At 54.2% G+C, this 20537-nt stretch carries 16 protein-coding genes and 3 pseudogenes; 9 read left to right on the forward strand and 10 right to left on the reverse strand.

From position 1 onward, the window contains the following. Nucleotides 1-67: 67 nt before the first annotated feature. The 3 genes from rffA to rfbA are packed head-to-tail and all read left to right on the forward strand — an operon-like array spanning nt 68 to nt 3137. Nucleotides 68-1201, forward strand: a complete 1134-nt coding sequence (rffA, locus tag FE840_RS18865) for a dTDP-4-amino-4,6-dideoxygalactose transaminase (protein ID WP_138289687.1) — start codon at nt 68-70, stop codon at nt 1199-1201. Continuing rightward, nucleotides 1198-2232 carry a dTDP-glucose 4,6-dehydratase gene (rfbB, locus tag FE840_RS18870; RefSeq protein ID WP_138289689.1) on the forward strand — a complete coding sequence of 345 codons (1035 nt, stop codon included), beginning with the start codon at nt 1198-1200 and terminating at the stop codon, nt 2230-2232. The genes rffA and rfbB overlap by 4 nt, the downstream gene beginning before the upstream one ends. Further along, nucleotides 2229-3137 carry a glucose-1-phosphate thymidylyltransferase RfbA gene (gene rfbA / locus FE840_RS18875; RefSeq protein WP_138289691.1) on the forward strand — a complete coding sequence of 303 codons (909 nt, stop codon included), beginning with the start codon at nt 2229-2231 and terminating at the stop codon, nt 3135-3137. The genes rfbB and rfbA overlap by 4 nt, the downstream gene beginning before the upstream one ends. 11 nt (nt 3138-3148) lie before the next feature. On the opposite strand, the gene FE840_RS18880 is transcribed toward rfbA, so the two are convergent. The 10 genes and pseudogenes from FE840_RS18880 to FE840_RS18925 all read right to left on the reverse strand — a co-directional run. After that, on the reverse strand, nt 3149-4249 hold the full coding sequence (locus FE840_RS18880) for a glycosyltransferase family 4 protein (protein ID WP_138289693.1): 1101 nt from the start codon (nt 4247-4249) through the stop codon (nt 3149-3151). Continuing rightward, complete coding sequence (locus tag FE840_RS18885) at nt 4240-7158, reverse strand: glycosyltransferase (protein ID WP_138289695.1); 2919 nt, start codon at nt 7156-7158, stop codon at nt 4240-4242. Before FE840_RS18885 ends, FE840_RS18880 begins: the two co-directional genes overlap by 10 nt. Continuing rightward, entirely contained in the window at nt 7159-8322 is a 1164-nt protein-coding gene (locus FE840_RS18890) for an FkbM family methyltransferase (RefSeq protein WP_138289697.1), read from the reverse strand. Then, a complete protein-coding gene (locus tag FE840_RS18895; protein WP_138289699.1) occupies nt 8322-9563 on the reverse strand; it encodes an ABC transporter ATP-binding protein in 1242 nt (413 codons plus the stop codon). The genes FE840_RS18890 and FE840_RS18895 overlap by 1 nt, the downstream gene beginning before the upstream one ends. Then, nucleotides 9563-10348: an ABC transporter permease gene (locus tag FE840_RS18900; protein ID WP_138289701.1), complete on the reverse strand. Its 786-nt coding sequence runs from the start codon at nt 10346-10348 to the stop codon at nt 9563-9565. Before FE840_RS18900 ends, FE840_RS18895 begins: the two co-directional genes overlap by 1 nt. 21 nt (nt 10349-10369) lie before the next feature. Then, nucleotides 10370-11332: a GDP-mannose 4,6-dehydratase gene (locus tag FE840_RS18905; RefSeq protein WP_138289703.1), complete on the reverse strand. Its 963-nt coding sequence runs from the start codon at nt 11330-11332 to the stop codon at nt 10370-10372. A gap of 9 nt (nt 11333-11341) precedes the next feature. Next, complete coding sequence (locus FE840_RS18910) at nt 11342-12328, reverse strand: GDP-mannose 4,6-dehydratase (RefSeq protein WP_246318943.1); 987 nt, start codon at nt 12326-12328, stop codon at nt 11342-11344. A 291-nt stretch (nt 12329-12619) separates the two neighbouring features. Beyond that, nucleotides 12620-13474: pseudogene (locus tag FE840_RS18915) on the reverse strand (IS3 family transposase); the annotation flags it as partial. Nucleotides 13475-13512: 38 nt separating this feature from the next. Continuing rightward, nucleotides 13513-14874, reverse strand: coding sequence for an IS110 family RNA-guided transposase (locus tag FE840_RS18920; protein WP_138289707.1), 1362 nt, complete (start codon nt 14872-14874; stop codon nt 13513-13515). 230 nt (nt 14875-15104) lie between these two features. Next, nucleotides 15105-15340, reverse strand: a pseudogene (locus FE840_RS18925) (transposase); the annotation flags it as partial. A 145-nt stretch (nt 15341-15485) separates the two neighbouring features. Here FE840_RS18925 and FE840_RS18930 point away from each other — a divergent pair. The 6 genes and pseudogenes from FE840_RS18930 to tnpC (FE840_RS18955) all read left to right on the forward strand — a co-directional run bounded on the left by FE840_RS18930 (nt 15486) and on the right by tnpC (FE840_RS18955) (nt 20520). Next, complete coding sequence (locus FE840_RS18930) at nt 15486-15833, forward strand: transposase (protein ID WP_138289708.1); 348 nt, start codon at nt 15486-15488, stop codon at nt 15831-15833. Continuing rightward, nucleotides 15830-16174 (forward strand): IS66 family insertion sequence element accessory protein TnpB, encoded by a 345-nt coding sequence (gene tnpB / locus FE840_RS18935; RefSeq protein WP_138289710.1) that lies wholly within the window; start codon nt 15830-15832, stop codon nt 16172-16174. Before FE840_RS18930 ends, tnpB (FE840_RS18935) begins: the two co-directional genes overlap by 4 nt. A 73-nt stretch (nt 16175-16247) precedes the next feature. Beyond that, nucleotides 16248-17840: an IS66 family transposase gene (tnpC, locus tag FE840_RS18940; protein WP_138289712.1), complete on the forward strand. Its 1593-nt coding sequence runs from the start codon at nt 16248-16250 to the stop codon at nt 17838-17840. 224 nt (nt 17841-18064) lie between these two features. After that, nucleotides 18065-18532: an IS66-like element accessory protein TnpA gene (gene tnpA, locus FE840_RS18945; RefSeq protein WP_138289823.1), complete on the forward strand. Its 468-nt coding sequence runs from the start codon at nt 18065-18067 to the stop codon at nt 18530-18532. Continuing rightward, complete coding sequence (tnpB, locus tag FE840_RS18950) at nt 18520-18873, forward strand: IS66 family insertion sequence element accessory protein TnpB (RefSeq protein ID WP_138289821.1); 354 nt, start codon at nt 18520-18522, stop codon at nt 18871-18873. Before tnpA ends, tnpB (FE840_RS18950) begins: the two co-directional genes overlap by 13 nt. A gap of 58 nt (nt 18874-18931) precedes the next feature. Next, nucleotides 18932-20520 (forward strand): annotated as a pseudogene (gene tnpC, locus FE840_RS18955) (IS66 family transposase). Nucleotides 20521-20537 lie beyond the last annotated feature (17 nt).

The raw sequence follows: 20537 nt of genomic DNA on the forward strand, positions 1-20537 counted from the left end.
GTTTTCTTGGCGGAAAGCTAGGTCCGTTTTTTGAGGCGATCTTCTATATGAGTGGATTTAAAGTCAGATGATCCCGTTCAACAAACCGTACGTTGGCGACATTGAGGTCGAGTATGCGATTGAAGCAATTCGCTCCGGCCACCTCCGGGGAGACGGCGCATTTACAAAAAGAGCCACCAAGCTACTTTCTGATGAAACGGGTTGCCAGCATGTGCTGCTGACGCATTCGTGTACAGCCGCTTTAGAAATGGCTGCGTTGCTGCTTGATTTGCGAGAAGGTGACGAAGTCATAATGCCATCCTTTACTTTTGTGTCTAGCGCAAACGCGTTTGTTTTGCGCGGCTGCGTGCCAGTTTTTGTTGATATTAGACCTGACACTCTAAACATTGATGAGCAGAAAATCGCGGATGCTATAACGAGCCGTACTAAGGCAATAGTTGTGGTGCACTATGCTGGTGTGTCTTGCGATATGTCGAAGATAATGAAGATTGCGAACGAGCACGATCTAAGCGTTGTAGAGGATGCAGCCCAAGCGCTTGGTTCGTTCTACAAGGGCACAGCACTTGGCACCATAGGCCATCTAGGTTGTTTGAGTTTTCACGACACAAAGAACATTATCTCGGGAGAGGGTGGGGCTCTTTTGATCAATGACAAGCGTTACTTGCAGAGAGCTGAAATTATTAGGGAAAAAGGAACAAATAGAAGTCAGTTCTTTCGCGGTCACGTAGATAAATATACGTGGTGCGATGTCGGGTCTAGCTACTTGCCTAGTGACGTCGTTGCAGCTCTCCTATGCGCTCAACTGGAGAAGTTAAAAGAGATCACTGCGAAGAGACGTAATCTCTGGCAACTCTATTTCGCTGGCATTAGTGCTTCGGTTGCTTCGGTGGGGCTGCCCGTCGTTCCCGAAGACTGCCTCCACAATGCGCATATGTTTTATCTTATGATGGAGAGTTCTAAAGCTCGGGCAGAATTTATGGAGCAGATGAGGCTGCGGCAGGTTCAGACAGCGTTTCATTATGTGTCGCTTCATTCGTCACCCGCCGGGCGCCGCTACGGTAGGGTGAGTGGGGCCATGGACGTTACAGAACGTGCATCTGATTGCCTAGTTCGACTTCCTATGTGGCCAGGGCTGGAAACACGTTCCGATGAGCTCCTGCATGCTATTAGAAATTCCCTTATCGGCGGGGTGGTGTCATGATGCTTGTTACAGGGGGAGCCGGCTTTATAGGCAGTAATTTTATCCGCTACGCGATAAGGGAAGGACTCGGCCCGGTCATCAATCTCGACAAGCTTACGTATGCTGGAAATCTTGCGAATCTTGCCGATGTCGATGAGAGTCCCCATTACGCGTTTCAACAGGGCGATATATGCGATGAAGACAGTATGCTCACGTTGCTACGACATTATCATCCAACCGTAATTGTACATTTTGCCGCAGAGTCCCACGTCGATCGCAGTATCAAGGGGCCGTACGATTTTATTATGACGAACATCGTCGGTACTTACAGCCTCTTGAATGCTTCTCTAAATTATTGGCAAGAGGAGGGGCAGCCGGCTGATTTCCGCTTTATTCATATTTCTACGGACGAGGTTTATGGAGCGCTATTGCAGGACGAAAGCCCTTTCAATGAGCAAAACCAATTTCGGCCGAATAGTCCCTATTCCGCTAGCAAGGCTTCGAGCGACCATCTAGCGCGAGCTTATTACCACACCTACGGCCTTCCAGTCATAATCACGAATTGCTCAAATAATTATGGACCTTTTCAATTCCCAGAAAAGCTAATACCTCTTACCATTGCTAACGCAATTGAAGGACGGGCCATCCCTCTCTATGGCGATGGAATGCAGGTACGAGATTGGCTCTTTGTCGAAGATCATTGTGAAGCGCTCTCCATGGTTATCAAATCAGGTGGGCGCGGAGAAACTTACAACATTGGGGGGGATAATGAAAAAACTAATATTGAGGTTGTTCGTTTCATTTGTACGATCCTCGACAGACTGGTCCCTTGCTCAGCTGGCGAGTACAGCAGACTGATCACGCACGTCTCGGATCGACTGGGTCACGATAGGCGATATGCCGTTAATGCTGAGAAGATAAGAAAGAGCCTTGGATGGGAACCAGCAACGTTGTTTGAAGACGGTATAGTCAAGACCGTTGAGTGGTATTTGAATAATTCTCAGTGGATAGAGAGGGTTCGTATGGGACGTAGCCGGAGAACAGGCGCGTGAGTCGGACTGTAAAGCGGAAAGGGGTTATTCTTGCTGGGGGGCAAGGGAGCCGCCTCTATCCGGTAACGAGTGTCACTTCGAAGCAACTTCTTCCCATATTCGACAAGCCGATGATTTACTACTCACTGAGTAGTCTAATGATGGCAGGAATTAGGGAGGTTCTGATAATAACCACTCCTAAGGATATGCCGGCATTTCAGTCTTTGCTTGGGACCGGTCGCAAGTGGGGGATGGCATTTTCTTACGCCGTGCAACCTAGCCCTGATGGTTTGGCGCAAGCCTTTCTAATAGGTGAGCAATTCTTAGCTGGGGAACCGTGCGCGCTGGTTTTGGGAGACAATCTCTTCTATGGGCATGGTCTGAGGGACCTACTGGTAGACGCTTGTTCCGACACTGATGGCGCAACTGTTTTCGCCTATGCGGTGAATGATCCAGAGCGATATGGAGTTGTTACATTCGATCAGCATCAAAAAGCTACTTCTATCGAAGAAAAACCAGTTTTACCTAAAAGTAGATACGCTGTGACTGGTCTTTATTTCTATGATTCGGATGTGGTGGAAATTGCTAAGACTGTGCGTCCATCCGTGCGCGGCGAGCTAGAGATTACAGATGTAAATGATGTTTACTTGCGTAATGGAAATTTGAATGTAAGGATATTGGGGCGTGGTTTCGCTTGGCTAGATACTGGGACGCACGACAGTTTGTTGGAAGCGTCACATTTCGTGTCCACCATTGAGAAAAGACAAGGTTTCAAGGTCTCTTGTCCAGAAGAAATTGCATGGCGCCAAGGTTGGATCAACGACAGCGAGTTACAAGAAATTGCGACATCGATGGGACTGTCCTCGTACGGAAAGTATTTGCTTGGTCTCTTGGCGGATGGGGGATACAGCTCAGGCTGGGGTTAGGATGAGTGGCTCTAGCTATTGATGTAGCCTATGAGTTCTTTGCTCGCCTTTGGCCAGGAGAAGCGACGGGCGTTTGCGAGTGCGCGGCTTGATAGTTCCGACTTAAGGGTTAATTCCGAGGATAAGCGCTTAATCGCCTCCGCAATTTCCTTAGTACTTAGTGGATTGACCAGCATCGCTCCGTCGCCTGCCACCTCGGGCATTGACGAAACGCTTGACGTAATGACCGGCACTCCAAAACTCTGCGCCTCGATGATCGGAAATCCAAATCCTTCATAGAGGGAGGGCATCAGAAGAAACTCTGCTGACGAATAAAGTTGTGCGAGCTCTGCATCTGAAACATAGCCAGTGAGAATCGTCCGGTCATGAATGCCCAGATGCGCTATCAAAGTTGATAAATCACCCATTCGCCAACCTTGACCACCGGCGATAACTAGTTTCAAGCCGGCAAGGTTCGAAGAATGGATGGATGCAAATGCCTCAAGAAGGCGGGCGAGGTTTTTTCTTGGTTCCAAGGTGCCCACGAACAGTGCGTATGGCTGCTTCTGACCTTGGCGATCCGTTGGCACGAGCTCTCGCCCGCCTGGTGGAGGAAGGTTTGTGAGCCCTGGATAAACGACTTGCACTCGGCCATCGGCCGCCGGGAGAAACGAGACGATGTCATCAGCGGTCGCTTTGGAATCTGCGATGATGTGCTGGGCACGTTTGAGCGAGGCTGCCATAAACGCCCGCTCTCCTAGCCAAGTCTGCCATCTCATTGTTTCAGGAGCTTTGAGCCAAACAAGATCGTGAATCGTAACAACGGTTGGGAGCCGAGGTGGAAGACCTAGTGGAAGCCGGTGTGCAGGTCCCCAAAAAAGATCAAGCTGATCCCTTCTTACAGCTTTGGGAAGCGCTGTCATACTCCAGATGGCTCGGCGCCACGGTCCCTTAAAGTTCTCAATACGAAGCTCGCAATCCAGTAAATCTGGTAGAGGAAATTGGGATCTCTCTGGTAGGTACAAGACCAGTGAGTGGCCGCGAGCTTCCAACGCCCGGCACATTTCTAGCACGTAGCGACCAATACCGCTGATGCTAGAGACAAGGTTGCGAGCATCGACACCTATACGCACTCCAACTCTCCTTTGATCTCTTGAACCGGCAGCGCAAGCGGATTGCCCCACCAGCACACACCCTCTTGATACATCTCAACATGCACGAATGCATCTTGGTACTTGAACCAACTGTTGGGAACCTCAACAGGTAGATATACCACGTCCCCGGGCGCAATTATCAAAGGTATTTCCGTCCTACATCCCTCTGATATGAGGTACCCGTGCCTGTCAAAGAGACGACATCCAACAAAAACACCATACATCTTCGCTTTCGTGCCCTTGCTAGACCAAATTGCATCAGATTTATTGGTAATCTGTACGATGAGTTTTTGCGCATCGTTGATATCTGCGTTCATTGGACCATCAATCAAGCGCAGGTGATGGCGACTATGGTCTACTTCGAGCGCCTTTGTTACCTCGAATTCCCCAATGTTGTCCGGGTTTACAAAGGAGGCAGCGTCTTTAGGTGCGTAGCGGTGATACCACTTGCCATTGCTGATAACCTCCCTGAGGTTCTCCGCGCTCTCCGTCCAATTCTCCCATCGTTGCACCGCTTTCATATCGCCTTGATGTGGGCGTGAAGAGAATCTGTTTATGCAATCAGCAAGAGCCTGAGAGTTGCCGACTTCAAAGAAGTCGGAATGGACTGATTTGGCCGACACCTCCCTGAATACTGGAATGTCGCTTGCTATAATCGGCTTGCCAAAGTAACCAGCCTCAACAATCGGGAGCCCAAAGCCTTCCGCGAATGACGAAGCAATGAGGCAATCCGCTGCTGCATATTCCATGCTAAGCTCGAGATCAGATGCGCTGCTGCGCCAGAACAGCTTTTTTTCGTACTGTGGATGGCTCTGTACTCTCTTAATGATGTGTTCCGCCCCCCACCCAACTTTCCCGACTATTGTGAGGCTGACATTGCTGTTCTTTGCCCAAAGCTCATCAAAGGCGTCAAGGGCAACGCGGTATCCTTTCCTTGGCTCAACTGTTCCAACCATCAGAAATTGAGTAAGAGCATTTATAGGTTGCGAGAAATCACGTGTTTCCTGCTTTTCCCCGAAATCCGCTCCCAAAGGCCAGAAACCGATATTAACGGGACGGGGGAATCGAATCTGTTTCAATATATCGAGAAGCTCATCAGCTACTGCTTGCGAGATGCAAACGAAACCCGTCGAATATGTCAGTGCGGTTTGCAGCCATTTCGAAAAGACGGGAGGCATACCGGCATGGCAGAAACCGGATGCTCGCAAAGGTACGGTATCATACAGGCAAGTCGTAATTTGTGCGCCCCGAATTCGTGCATTCATCAGGCTTCGCGCATGCTGGGCATGAAAGGTCCATGAGCTATCAAGCATCAGAATATGATCACGTTCGGTAAAAAATATGCGCTTTCCAGTGCGCTTGGTCTCCTCGACTCCCATCGAGAGGCATCTATCTTTTACTTCAAACCATTCGTCAGAGTCGTTGCTAAAACCAACCAAAACTAACGATGTCGGCATGGAGCTCATGGTTGAACAGATCTTCTTAACCACTCTCTGGATACCTGAGCCGCCATCGGTGATAACTGTCGATGTAGCGTCAATTATAAGTCGAGACGCGTCTGCTTTTCGTGGTTCGGCACGTGCAAGACAGCCTACTACTAGCTCTTGCCGGAGCCTTAGCGTCGAGGCAGCGTGAACGGCATCCTGAGCGAGCTGCTCGCGACGCTTTTCAAGTGACGAAGCAATCCGCAGTCTGCAAACGTCTCTAAGTGCACCTATCGCAATCGATGCGGTGCGGTCCCATGAAAATTTACGAGCATGTTCCTGGGCCTTTTGAGACAGGGTAGACTCTCCCCGTCGCCGCAATACGCCATCGACATGACGTGCGATGTCAAGATGATCTATGGGATCAAACAAATGAGCTCGGTCAATAATTACTTCAGGAAGTGCGCCAGTATTTGCAGCAATGACAGGCGTACCACAGAGTATTGCTTCCAAGGCAGTTAAACCAAATCCTTCCATTAGCGAGGGCTGGATCACAGCAGAAACGCTTCGATAATACTCGAATAATCGCTCGTCCGGCACGTGCCCTATCAGGCGAATATTTTGTGGAGGAAGCTGAACATCGATCCAATTCCTCTTCAGTTCCGCTTCTGTCGGAGCATCAATATCTCCAATTATCAAAAATTTGACCTCGTCTCGCAGCGGATTGTCTAATAAGCTGATAGCCCTAATGACGGCGGGTACGTTTTTGCGCCAATCAAAGCCTCCGACGTATAAGAGTGTATTTTCCTCACGCGGTGCCTTTTGTTGCAAAAAATGCACGTCTTTAAACTGATCGGATACGCCCGCTCCGATGTTCACTGAGCAGTCGCCGTTTACGAGATCTGCTAGTTCTTGCCTAGCGAAATCGGAAATACATAAGTTAACATCAAATGCACTGAAGGCTTGAAGCCGCCGCTGATAGTATTTTCGGCTCTGTTTGTCGGCCAAATATCGATCGCGGAAACGGTAAGGGATTGCATCGTAGAAGATGGAGGCCGTTGGTATTTCGCCGAAATCGCTCGGTAGGAATGGTACCGACTGATCATATGCGCCTTCAAATGGGCTGGCCGAAATCGCTATGTCCGGCCGTAAGCAGGAAACGTGATATGCTATCGCAATCTCGCTCAGGCGCCGCTTAGCTGTCAGCCCTTCGATTGCTTCCCCTTGTTCGACAACGCCGTGCCAGACGTGGATGTTTTCCGGTTTTAGCCATCTGCTTAGAAAATCCCGTGCTGCGACAGCCTGCTGAGGCATGGCCGCGTTCAGTGAAACGTGAAGATCTACTCCACTGCTCTGCTCGACAAGGCCCCGGATAAATCCTCCAACATATCGACCGATTCCCCGCATGCGACTGGAGGTTTGAAGACACTGGCCATCCAGCCATAACCGAAGTTGATCGGGCATTTATTTTTCCTGCTGTTTTTTTCCGAGCGATTCTAATTTGGTGACAATTTCAGGATCAACGTCCAGATGCCACAGCACATCTCCCTTACCGGAAGCGGTCTGAATCGAAAGTGCCATTCCCCGCGCCTGCGCCGCTAAGACAACACGACGTTGTAAATACGGAAACAGGCTGAGGGCATTAAGGGCAGTGCGTGCTAATCGGGGGCGCTGTCTAACCCAGAGCATTAAGTGGGTCAAAAGCCATCGCGCCGCATCCCGGCCACTTGAGCGGAGCTCGAAGCTCGTCCACGCCGCAGCATTCTCCCTGATCCTGTGGCCTATGTGGCCCGCTTTTCGTAGAGGTGCTGTGACTTTCCATGAGGTCGACTCCTGGAAGGATCGAACTAGTTCCTTTTCATGTAGCAGCTGCGCCGATATCGATGAGATCTCAGCCCGGTAAAAAAGTTCCATCTCGCGACGAGGTGTCGGATCAACAAAGCCAGAGTGAGAGGGCAGCATGAATTGATCAAATACATTTGGCCCAGGTCCAAAATATTTTATAAGTCGCGATTGAGTTTCGTTCACGTAGAAACGGCTTAGTCCGTCGAAGTAACAATAGATATATCCGTAGCCGAGGAGAATTTGTTCCCAAGGTTCATGGGAGGGTGTCTGGGCATTTGGTTCGGTCGCTTCAACTACCAAAATCCAAGGTCTTGCTTTTGCTTCCCCCCAGCTCTTTATGACGGACGCTTCCATGCCTTCGACATCAATCTTCATCCAATGAATTTGGCGATCGCCTGCCATCTCTAAGATGCTTGAAAGTGGCAAGATTTCAACTTCGACTTCGCGGAGTACTTTTCCGGCCTTGCGGTACATGTCCGCTATTCGGGCGTCTCCGGTACTCAGTCCCGTGTCAGCAATCTCGAAAAAGTTAAGTTTGCCTTGCCCGGTTCCTATGGCGGCTTGGATCACTAGCTCATCTGGCCGGTCTAGCCTGATCTTATCAGCATAGAATGGACTCGCGTCGGCGTGAATTCCGCGCCAGCCCTTCTCGTAAAAGCCACGGCTTACCGAATCGTTGACGGGGTCTTGTGCCCCTATATCAATATAGAAGCCATTCTCAACGTGCTTCAATGCTCGCCACAAGATCACATCTTCGAAGTTTTGAGCGTGCGACACAAACATTACAATCTTCCATTTATTGAAAACTGGGCATCGATGAAATTTGTCCCAATAAACATCGTGTGTTCCGAATTCACGACGTCGAACACAAGTGCATTATCTTGCCATTCGTAGTTTTTATCGAGATGTGTGTCTGACGATACGAGGGCCGGTGAAAAAGAGTATGATCCTGGCCCCAAAGTGCACGTAAATGCTGTTTCAAAAACAAGCAATTTGTAGGCATCAACATTGCGCAAGACTTGGTCTGTATGCCAGGTGTTTGTGCCCCAAACTAGATGTCCGGTTCGGTCGCGAAGCGTATAACCCAAAACTAGGCTCGGTATGTCGGAATGAGTCTGCGCCTCCAAGCGCAAAAGAAGTTTTTGCCCTACTCGGGCGGTGCTGACGGGCTCCATAGACTTGGCGTCGAGCAGTTTGATTGTGCTGATAGAGACTTCGAAGGTACCTGATCGAGTCTTGACCCAACCGTCTGGCCCACGAGTCTGAGCAACGCTGCTGCCAGCCTTCGCATTCTCCCGTTCAGCTATCATCGCATTGTAAAAGTCGACCACCTCATCCGGCAGTCCATCTTTCAACACGCGGCCTTTGTCTAAAAGAATGACCCTGTCACATAGTGCGCGAACATCACCGAGGCTATGCGTGACGAGTATGATTGACGTTCCCTGGTCCTTGAACTGGCGGATCTTATCAAAGCTCTTGTGCTGAAAATAGCTGTCGCCGACGGACAGGACCTCGTCGACGATTAAGACTTCAGGCCGCTTTGCTGTTGCCAGGGCAAAGGCGAGGCGCGCTTGCATGCCACTCGAATAGACGCGGATCGGCTGATCGAAGAACTCACCGATCTCGGCGAAGGCCTCGATAGAAGGCATCAGGTCGGAAAGTTCTTCCTGTGCAAATCCCATAAGGCCGCCGGCATGATAGATATTTTGCCGGCCCGTGAATTCAGGGTTAAAGCCTAGGCCCAATTCGAGAATGGCGCTGATATGGCCAGATACGGTGATCTTACCCTGTGTGGGGCGCACGGTGCCTGTGATCATTTTCAGCAGTGTGCTCTTTCCAGCGCCATTCTGACCGATCAGGGCGAGCGCTTCACCAGCCTTGACTTCGAAAGAGATGCTTCTGTTCGCCCAGTATTCGGAAACAGGGCTTATCTTAGCCCCAAACCAGCTTGCAAAGCGGTGCAGGTTGCTTTTGTAGGTAGCATAACGCTTGCTTACGGCAGAGACGGTCAACACGCTTGTCATCAGAGGGCATCCACCAGTTCAGGACTAGCACGTCGGAAGAGGATGAACGATGCCGAGACTGCTAGGAATGCCACTATGGCTGACGGTACAAGATTGCCGAAGTTCGGTGCCTGATTGAGCAACAGGGCGTCTTGATAGATCGCCACCAGTCCTGTCATCGGGTTCAGATCGATGTAAGCATGTACGCTTTCTGGGACCACATTCTTCACATAGACTATTGGGGTCAACCAGAACCACAACTGCATCAGGACCATCATGATCTGTCCCACGTCTCGCGCAAACACATTGATGATACCAAGGAACACGCCTATACCAAATGCTAATGCGGAAACTAGGGCAATGCCAAATGGGATATAAATCCACGCCGCGCCTGGGTAGTGTCCGAAGAAGGCGAAAATGACTGCAATAGCGAGTAGCAGCAACAGGTGGTTGATGATCGCTCCTCCCCAGACGATCACCGGAAGGCAGAGCCGAGGGAAGGCAATCTTCTTCAATGCAGCAGCCTGATCGATAAAGATGGTCATGCTGCGATTGAGGATTTCCGTAAACAGGCCCCACACTGCCATGCCAGACAATAGGTAAATGGGATAAGATGCTCTGCTCTCCATGTTCGGTATCCGCGCATGCATCACCTCGGCCAGCACGATGGAAAAGATCAGAGATTGCGCCAAGGGATGCAAGATGAACCAGAAGCCGCCGAGATAAGAACGCGCAAAACGTCCCTTGAGTTCTCCTCGGATCGAGGACAGCATAAAGTATCTATATTGCCAGAGGCTTCTCAACACGGCGAGCAACTCCAAATAGGCTTATACGGCTGCGGTGAACCGGCCTCTCCAGTCGGAAAGAACAGCTTGTATTGTGTATTCAAGCTCAATTTGGGGCACCCAGCCAAGGAGGCGCTTGGCAGCATGCGCATCGCCGCACGCTGTCGGAATGTCAACAGGCCGAACCCGCTCTGGCGACACGCATACCTCAATCTGACGTCCGGACAGCCGAACCAGGGTATCGAGGATGCTTCGAATTGAAACGGCCTTACCCGATGCTAGGTTGAACACCCTACCCTCTGCTTGCCGATCAGTTCCAAGCGCAGCGAGGGCATAAGCCTGAACAACATCACGAACATCGAGGAAGTCCCGTTGAGCTGTCAAATTGCCGACCTCGATCACCGGAGGGACAGTACCTGCTTCTATTCGGGCGATCTGACTGGCGAATGCGGGAATTACATACGAATCTGTCTGGCCCGGGCCCGTATGATTGAAGGGACGGAAACGGATGGAGCGTAGACCGTCAAAATACATCTGGCCCACGGCGATATCAGCAGCAGCCTTTGTTGCTCCATATACCGTCATTGGCTTAAGCGCGCAGTCCTCGCCTACCGCCGCACCGTCCATTTTTGCGAAGGTTTGCCCGTAGGCTTCTGCACTGCCAGCGAAGATAAAGCGGCAATCGGGGGCCTCATTGAGGACAGCTGACGCCAGATTGACTGTCCCGTGGAAGTTGACATCCCAAGCCTGTGCGCTGTCCCTACGCGCCTCTTGTGGTGCCGCTATTGCGGCAAGATGAATCACAGCGGTTGGACGGCAGTCCCGCAAAACCGCCGCTGATGCTGCTTTATTTGTGACGTCCAACTCGACATCGCAGCCAGCACCACGACCGGCGGAAATCAGCTCTAAGCTGGTCTCAACAGGGAGGTCACGCAGGATCCTCATCAGCCACGTGCCGACAAAACCGGTGGCGCCAGTGACAAGGATCCTAGGTTGCTCGGGCATTCAGCCTCCTTAAACCGACTTTAGATGCGACAAGCGTTTCAGATCGGCATCCACCATCTCTACAATCATGTCTTCAAGCGTAATGGTCGCTTCCCAGCCGAAAGCGTCCTTTGCCTTCTGTGGATTACCAAGGAGCACATCGACTTCAGCCGGACGGAAGAGATCTGGGTCAATGACAAGATGCTTGTCGATGTCGAGGCCAGCGTGTTCAAACGCGATCTTGCACATGTCTCTCACAGTCGTGGTGCGGCCAGTGGCGATCACATAATCGTCCGCAACATCTTGTTGTAGCATCATCCACATTGCGCGGACATAGTCCTTGGAATGACCCCAATCGCGCTTGGCATCGATGTTGCCGAGGCGCAGTTCGCTGGCCAGCCCCAGCTTGATACGTGCGACTCCGTCGGTGACCTTACGCGTAACGAACTCGATGCCGCGCAGCGGCGATTCATGGTTAAAAAGGATGCCGCTCGACGCATGTAGACCGAAGCTCTCGCGATAATTCACAGTCAGCCAATGGCCGTAGAGCTTGGCGACCGCGTACGGCGAGCGAGGGTAAAACGGAGTGACTTCCGACTGCATCGGCTCCTGGATTAGCCCGTACATCTCTGAAGACGAGGCTTGATAGAAGCGCGCGTTCGGCAGTTCGAGGCGGACAGCCTCAAGGACGTTTGCGACGCCAATACCAGTAACTTGGCCGGTCAAAACAGGCTGCTGCCACGACGATTTAACGAAAGACTGCGCACCAAGGTTGTACACCTCACCTGGCTGTACATCACGCAAGGTGCGAATCAAGCCTGACAGGTCGAGGAGATTTCCGTCAACGATTCTGACATCCTTTGTGATGCCTAGCCAATCAAGACGGCTGAGATTGACGTCAGAACTGCTTGAGCGCCGGGCGAGACCATGAACCTCATAACCTTTCTCAAGCAATAAAGCTGCCAGATAGGCACCATCTTGGCCTGTGATGCCAGTGATTAATGCTCGCTTTGTCACACAGATCTCCATTGACGTATGTTGTGATAGGGTCGCTAGCCGACAGCTTTACACCCTCGTTGTATGGCCGACCGATTAGGAGGTTCCCGCACAAAACACAATATCGAATCCCTTATCGTTCATCCATCATTATGGATTGATCGCATTTTTGCGTATTTCAAGTGCCATAGCATGACTATTCATATGCCGTAGGTAGAGCTGGCTCGGGAAAATTGAACAGTTGAGATAAGTGGCTTTCGGCTTTTGAACACGGCAGTATGAATAGCCCCGAGTTTCGTAGACACCCTCGGGTTACGTTTTCTGCTGCCTTTCGAACTCGACGGGCGACAGCATCCCGTTTCTGACATGCTTGCGCTTCGGGTTGTAGAACATCTCGATGTAATCGAACACGTCCTGCCTTGCTTCGTCTCTTGAGCGATAGACCTTTCGGCGTATTCGCTCCCGCTTCAACAGATTGAAGAAGCTCTCAGCCACGGCATTGTCATGGCAGTTGCCCCGTCGGCTCATCGAGTGAACCAGATTGTGGTGCTTTAGGAACGCTGCCCAGTCCATGCTGGTGAATTGTGATCCCTGATCCGAATGCACCAGAACCTTTTCCTTTGGTTTCCGCCTCCAGACAGCCATCAGCAACGCCTGCAGCACGACATCTGTTGTCTGACGGCTCTGCATCGACCAGCCGATGACACGGCGAGAATAGAGATCGATCACCACCGCGAGATAGGCGAAGCCTTCGCTGGTCCGGATGTAGGTGATGTCAGTGACCCACGCCTTGTCCGGAGCAGCAACGTCGAATTGCCGAGCCAGCGTGTTGTCGATGACAATGGATGGCCTGCCGCCGTAAACTCCGGGACGTCGCTTGTAGCCGATCTGAGCCCTTATCCCGGCAATCCGCGTCAGACGCGCAACCCGGTTGGGGCAGCATGTCTCGCCGTGATCGAGCAGGTCGTCATGAAGCTTGCGATACCCGTAGACCCTGCCACTCTCTTCCCAGGCCGTCTGGAGCAGATCGATCTGGCGCTTGTCCTCACAGGCACGCTTGCTCAAGGGTATCCGGAGCCAAGCGTAAAAGCCGCTGGGGTGGATGCGCAACAGGCGGCACATCGTCCGCACCGAAAATCGCTGCTGATGCTTTGCAATGAACGCGTCTTCATATCGCGTCCCTGGCAAAGTAGGCTGCGGCCTTCCTAAGAAACACAGTCTCCAGCCGTTATGGGTGCAAGCTCGTAGCCCATGGACCGGGCGCGGCGCTGGAGGTTGGCTAAGACGCGGCCACGATGCCGTTCATCGTAAGCCGCAGCTCCTGGATCCCGATAGACCATTCCAAATCGCAACGCATTGTAGAAAAGGACTGCAATCTTGCGGGCCGTCGCCGTCACTGCCTTCTGCTTACCGATGCGCCCTGCCAGCCGTCGGTAAAACGCGCCGAGGGCGGTGTCACTTCGCCCAATCGTGGTGGCAGCCAACCTCAACAGCGCCGCGGCGCGGCTAGAGGATCGACGGGTCCGGGACGAAAGCACTTTGCCTCCGGAGATCTTGTTGCCGGGTGCGAGACAGAGCCACGATGTGAAGTGCTTAGCAGAGGGCCATGCCCTCAGATCCGTTCCGCATTCGCCGATGAGCTTTAGCGCGAGCGAGGAGCCGAGACCGTGAATCTGGGTCAAATCTGTCCGGGTGAGACCGTAGAGTGCAGCTCGCACATCGAAGGACGGTGCATTTGTCTGTTTGGTCTTCGTCCGGACCTTTGGTAGCGGCGGGAGCGGCGCTTCACGGTCCACGGTCATGGAAGCAATCGACACTTCAAGCTTGCGGTCGCATTCGAGCATTTTCGCCTGGTAGAAGTCGTAAAGCTCCAGTGACTGGGAAAGGGCAAAGACGTGCTCATCACGATCATTGCCGATCAGGGATGCTCTGATTGTTTCGACCGACGAGTGGCAACGAACATCACGCAATGAAGCCAGAACGTCTGGATCGCGCTCGCCGGAGACGATCGCACGGATGATCTTCATGCCGGTCACGCCTGTGATGTCGGAGACAACATGGTGGAGCTGTAAGTTCATCTCCATCAGAGCTTTCTGCATATGCTGGATATGAGCCGCCGCATACTCGACCAGCCGTTCTCGCTGGCGCAGGTAGGCACGCAGCGTTGCCACCTGTGCGTTCGGCCGAAAGCTTCCGCGCAACAGGCCATAGGAATGCAACTGGCGAAGCCATGCCGCATCGCTGACGTCCGTCTTCCTGCCAGGGACGTTTTTTGCATAACGCGCGTTGACCAGGATCACCTCGAAGCCGTGTTGCTCCAGAATCTCGTAAGCCGGTATCCAGTAGACGCCGGTCGACTCCATCGCCACGCTGGTGACACCGCAGGATCTGAACCAAGCGGCAAGATCATGCAAATCGTGGGTGAAGGTCCCAAATGAGCGAATTGGCAACTCGGCACAATCCGGATTGACCGCAGCCATATGCATCGTGGACCCGATGTCGATGGCCGCCGCTCCAGGGTTCATGCGGGTCAGGTTCTGCGGCATGGATGAACTTGTCTTTAGCATGGCTTCTCCTCCTTTGGATCGGGAGGGGCTGGGCCGAGCAAGTTCGTCATTTTCCTAACCGGGATCACCGCCAAGGCGGCGTCACCATTCTCAAGTCCGCAAGAGCCCATGTGCCACGTTTTTTAACGGGGTCGATCGCCTCCAATAAGCAGTCGGCAACTCCCCTCCGGCGGCCAGCGTAGCACAGCATGTTTCTACCGCGCACAGGCGGACCGAAGCCCGTGATCGTTTTTTAATATGTCGCGCTCCTCGGTGACACGCGCCAATTCCTTTTAAGCTGCCTGATCTCGTCGGCCTGGTCGCTGCCCTGGTTGCCAGACACGGAGGAGAACTTCTTCTTCCACTCATAGAGTGAGTGCGGGCTCACACCCAGCCGCTGCGAAACCTCCGCAACCGGATAGCCCCGTTCCGTGATCTGACGCACCGCGTCCCGCTTAAACTCTTCGCTGAAATTCGATTTGCTCATGATGCTCTTCGTGCCTCAAAATTAGGTAAGCGACAAGCAGACCCCATCTGGCGAAGCAGCTTAGCGGTCGGCTATCGGTAGCGGACAAGATGAACCGCTGTGAGCTTCTATGTCAGCGCCTAGCTCTGGAACTAGAACTTTCCATATGATCGAGGCTGTTGCGGATCGCTTTGAGGGCGCACCCCGGCAGCTTCGCCGACGCTGGTCGGATGATTTCAAAGCACGGGCAGTGGCAGAGGCACTTGAGCCTGGTTCGAGCGTCTCAGCGATTGCACGTCGGCTTGATATCCACCCGTCACAACTATTTAGCTGGCGTCGCGCCGCGCTTGGCCCTCACAAAAAGAGCATAGGCTCGAGCGGCCATCAGGCAGTCACGCCATCTGCAGGCGTTGCGATAATCGAAGTTCTGATTGGCGATGTCGTCGTGCGCGCTCCCGTCGATGCTGACGAAGCTCATCTGCAGCGCGTGATCCGGGCGGTTCGTTCAGCATGATCCCCGCAGGTGTAAAAGTCTTCCTCGCCAGCCATCCCATCGACTTCCGCAAAGGGCCGGACAGCCTGCTGTCGCTGGTGCGAGATGCCGGCAATGATCCGTTCAACGGCTCGCTCTACGTCTTCCGGGCAAAGCGGGCCGACCGGGTCAAGATCGTCTGGTGGGATGGATCAGGAGTATGCCTCTACTCGAAACGGTTGGAGAAGGCGCAGTTCTGCTGGCCACGGATCGGCCATAACCGGGTGCAGCTCAACCACGTCCAGCTCATGGCGCTCGTTGATGGCATGGACTGGAAACGGGTCCGTTCGGTGACGGTGAAGCCGCCGGAGATTGTTGGGTAAAGGCCTGCGGCGAAATGAATCAACCGTCTGAAAGCGCAAGAAAATCGGAGCAAAATCTGCTCTGGTAGGCTTTATGACGCCGCCCGATTTGCAGCTCCCGGATGATGTAGAGACCCTGAGGGCCATGGTCCTTGCCATGGCCGAGAAGGCTGCGCGCGCCGATGCTCTCGAGAGCGAGGTCGCAGATTTGAAGGCCAGGAACGCCGATGCCGATGAACGCATCCAGCGACTGACCCAGATCTTGAAAGCCTTCGATCGTGCCCGCTTTGGCCGGCGATCGGAGAAGCTCGCATCTCCGACCATCGATGATGAGCAACAGGCTTTTGTCTTCGAGGAAATCGAGACCGGGATTGCTGCAATCCGAGCCCAGGTGAACAAGAGCGTCACCCATCCCGATGGCAAACGTCCGCCGCGACCGCGCAAGGGCTTTGCACCTCATCTGGAACGGGTCGAAGTCGTGATCGAGCCAGACGAACTGCCCGAGCATGTCGGCAAACAGAAGGTTCTGATTGGTGAGGACGTCTCGGAGCGGCTGGACGTCGTGCCGGCGAAGTTCCGCGTCATCGTCACCCGCCGGCCGAAGTATGCCTTCAAAAACGAAGACGGCGTCGTACAGGCAGCCGCGCCCGCGCATATCATCGAGGGCGGCATTCCGACGGAAGCGCTTCTCGCCCAGATCGCGGTCTCGAAGTATGCCGATGGCCTTCCGCTCTATCGACAGGAGGCAATCTATGCCCGCGACAAGGTCGAGCTTGACCGGAAGCTGATGGCCCAATGGATGGGCAAGCTCGGCTTTGAGCTCGATATCCTGGCCGACTACATCCTCGCCGAGATCAAGAAGGCGGAGCGCATCTTCGCTGACGAGACGACGTTGCCCACGCTCGCGCCCGGATCCGGATCGGCCAAGACGGCATGGCTATGGGCTGATGCCCGGGATGACAGACCCTTCGGTGGCAGTGGTCCGCCGATGGTCGCCTATCGCTTCGAAGATAGCCGCGCGGGCGATCGGGTCGCCCAGCATCTGAGTGGCTATCGCGGTATTCTGCAGGTTGACGGGCATGGTGCCTACAACAAGCTGGCCAGATCCGACGGCGGCAATGATGGCGTGATACTGGCCGGCTGCTGGTCCCATAGCAGGCGCAAGTTCTACGAGCTCCACGCTTCGGATAGTTCCAGGATCGCCACCGAGACGGTGGAGCTGATGGCAAAGCTCTGGGAAGTGGAAGCCGCGGCCCGGGGACAGAGCCCTGACGGCCGTGTCGCGGCGCGCCAGGCGACATCTGCTGCTGTACTCAATGAGCTCTTCGCCCTCTGGCAGAAGACCCTGCCACGGATCTCCGGCAAGTCGAAGCTTGCCGAAGCGATCCGCTATGCCACCTCGCGTCGCTCCATCTTCGAGCGCTTCCTCACCGACGGCCGCATCGAGCTCGACTCCAACATCGTTGAGCGCGCCATCAGGCCCCAGACAATAACGAGAAAGAACAGTCTCTTCGCTGGCAGCGATGGCGGCGGAAGGACCTGGGCGACAATCGCCACGCTCCTTCAGACGGCGAAGATGAACAACGTCGATCCGCAGGCCTGGCTCACCCTGACCCTCGACCGCATCGCCAACGGCTGGCCCAGCAGCGATCTCGAGGCACTCATGCCGTGGAATTACGCGGGCTGAACGGCCTCAGCTCGCCGCTTACAAAATTAGGAAAGAAGGTGTCTACAAATCTCGGGGCTATTCAGTATGCCGGGAACAGGAACCATGAAATCTTCAACACCGACCAGGGCAGCCAGTTCACGTCCCTCGACTTCATCAAGAGAAAGCGCGCATTTCCCTGCACCTTTTCCCGTTGACAGCCCTGTCGCATGAAGTGTCCACTTAAAAATAGGTGGACACCAAATATGAGTGACGAAGAGCAGACACTGCGTGTGCGCCTTGTGGGGCGTGATGGCCGACGCCGCTATGATCCAGCATCAAAGGCCCGGCTTGTATCGACCTGCCTTCAGCCAGGGGTTTCGATATCAGGCATGGCGCTTGCCCATGGGATCAACGCCAACGTTCTGCGCAAATGGGTGAAGGATGCCAGGGAGGCTTGCTTGTCGGCAGGACCTGTCCGTTCTGCGTTCATCCCGGTCGTCGCCGCAGACTGTGGCCTGCCTGTCGGGCCCCGCTCGCTGAATATGGCGGTCGCAGGTGGTGAAGACGAGGCAGCATCACTGGAGAGGCCGGCAGGGCTGTCAGGTTCTTCCAAAATCCGGGCTTTGCTGCCGAACGGCGTAAAGCTTTCGCTGGAATGTGGTGATGTGGACGCGTTGACGGCGATCATCGGCGCACTTGGCCGGGTTCAGGTGGTGGCATGTTCAGACTAGGCGCAGATCTCAAGGTCTACCTGCATCGCGAGCCCATCGACTTCAGGGCTGGGATCAACAGCCTTGCTGTCCTGGTCCAGGAGGATATGGCACTTGACCCGTTTGCGCCTGCGGTCTTTGCCTTCTGCAACCGTCGCCGTGACCGGATGAAGCTCCTGTTCTTTGATCGATCCGGCTTTGTGATGGTGCTGAAGCGATTGACCGAAGACCGGTTCCGGTGGCCGCGCCGGGAGACTGCGGTGGTGACGCTTTCGATCGAGCAACTACACTGGATCCTCGACGGCATCGACATCGACGCGTTTGCGCGCCATCCGGTGCGGCAGTATCAGGTGGCTGGCTGACGAAGGGCAGGTGATTTGAGGAGTTGACGCGGCCGCCGGCTTTCGATTCAAGAATCTGATGATCCGAACCGGCGAACCTGATGTTGCAGAGTTGATGGCGCAGTTGGCGGCGCATGCTGCCGAAATCGCCGCGCTCAAGGCTGAGAAAGAAGCGCTTTCGCAGCGCATCGTCAAACTCGAGGAAGAGCTGGCGCTGGCGCGGTTGCATCGCTTTGCGCCGAGAAGCGAAAAGCACGTCGATCGCCTGTTCAATGAAGCCGAGCAGGTTGCCGTTGACGAGGACGCTGGTGACGACCACGGCGATCTCGCCGACCTGCCGGATACTGGCCTGCCGCCTGTGGAAAGACCAGAAGGCAAGAAACGCGCGCAGACCCTTGCCGGAAAGCCTGCCGCGCGAGCGTGTCGAATATGACCTTGCCGACGATCAGAAGGCCTGCCCCTGCTGTCGGCATCAGATGCATCGCATGGGAGAGGCCGTCACCGAGCAGCTCCACATCGAGGTGAAGGCCAAGGTCCTGCAGAATGTCCGGTTCAAGTACGCTTGCCGGAATTGCGATCGAACCGGCATCAACACGCCGGTTGTCCTTGCGCCGATGCCCGCACAGCCTCTGCCTGGCAGCATTGCCACGGCTTCAACGCTGGCCTTTGCGCTGGTTCACAAATATGTCGACGGCACACCGCTCTATCGTCTGGCCCAGGCCTTCGAGCGTGCCGGTGTTCCCGTAAGCCGCGGTGCTCTGGGTCACTGGGTGATCGGATCGAGCGAGCGGCATCTTTCCCGCATCTATGACGCGCTGAAACTGCGACTTCGGTCCCAACCGCTCATCCATGGCGACGAGACGACGGTCCAGGTCCTGAAGGAAAAGGACAGGGAGGCCGCTGACACGTCGTATATGTGGGCCTATCGCAGCGGCGAGGACAGCGAGGAGCCGATCGTTCTCTTCGATTACCAGCCGGGCCGCGGCCAGATCCATCCGCAGACATTCCTTGGGCGTTATCGCGGCATCATCATGAGTGACGGCTACACCGCCTGGCGCACCCTGGAGGGCAACCCATATCGGATGCATGGCCCATTCCAGACGACGCTTCGTCAATGCCCTCAAGGCGAGAAAGAAAGGTGGCGGTCCGCCGGAGCAGGCGCTGAAGTTCTTCGAGCAGCTCTACCGGATAGAAAGGTTGGCGAAGGACGAAAAGCCGAACGAAGGCGAAAGGCAAGAAGACTGCATTCGCCGCTTTCGCCAGCTTCACAGCATTCCCATCCTCAATGCCCTCAAGACATGGCTCGATGACCTCGCGCCGAAGGTGTTGCCGGACAGCAAGCTCGGCGATGCCGTGTCCTACACCCTGAACCAATGGGACTATCTGACACTCTACGCGCAAGACGGCAGGATGCCGATCGATAACAACCTGCTTGAGCGTGATATCAGGATTTTTGCAACGGGCAGAAAATCGTGGCTCTTCAGCGATACCGTGGACGGAGCTAACGCCAGTGCAGTCGTCTACAGCATCATGCTGACCTGCCGCGCCTGCGGTATCGAACCCTTGGCATACCTGCGCCACATCCTCACCGAATTGCCGCAGCGCGAATCAGGTGCCGACATCACTGATCTTTTGCCGTTCAACTTCACGAAAACAACGACTGCCTGATCCGATACGACAAGCTG

Origin of the sequence: Peteryoungia desertarenae (assembly GCF_005860795.2) — a bacterium.
In the GTDB taxonomy this organism is placed as follows: Bacteria; Pseudomonadota; Alphaproteobacteria; order Rhizobiales; family Rhizobiaceae; genus Allorhizobium; species Allorhizobium desertarenae.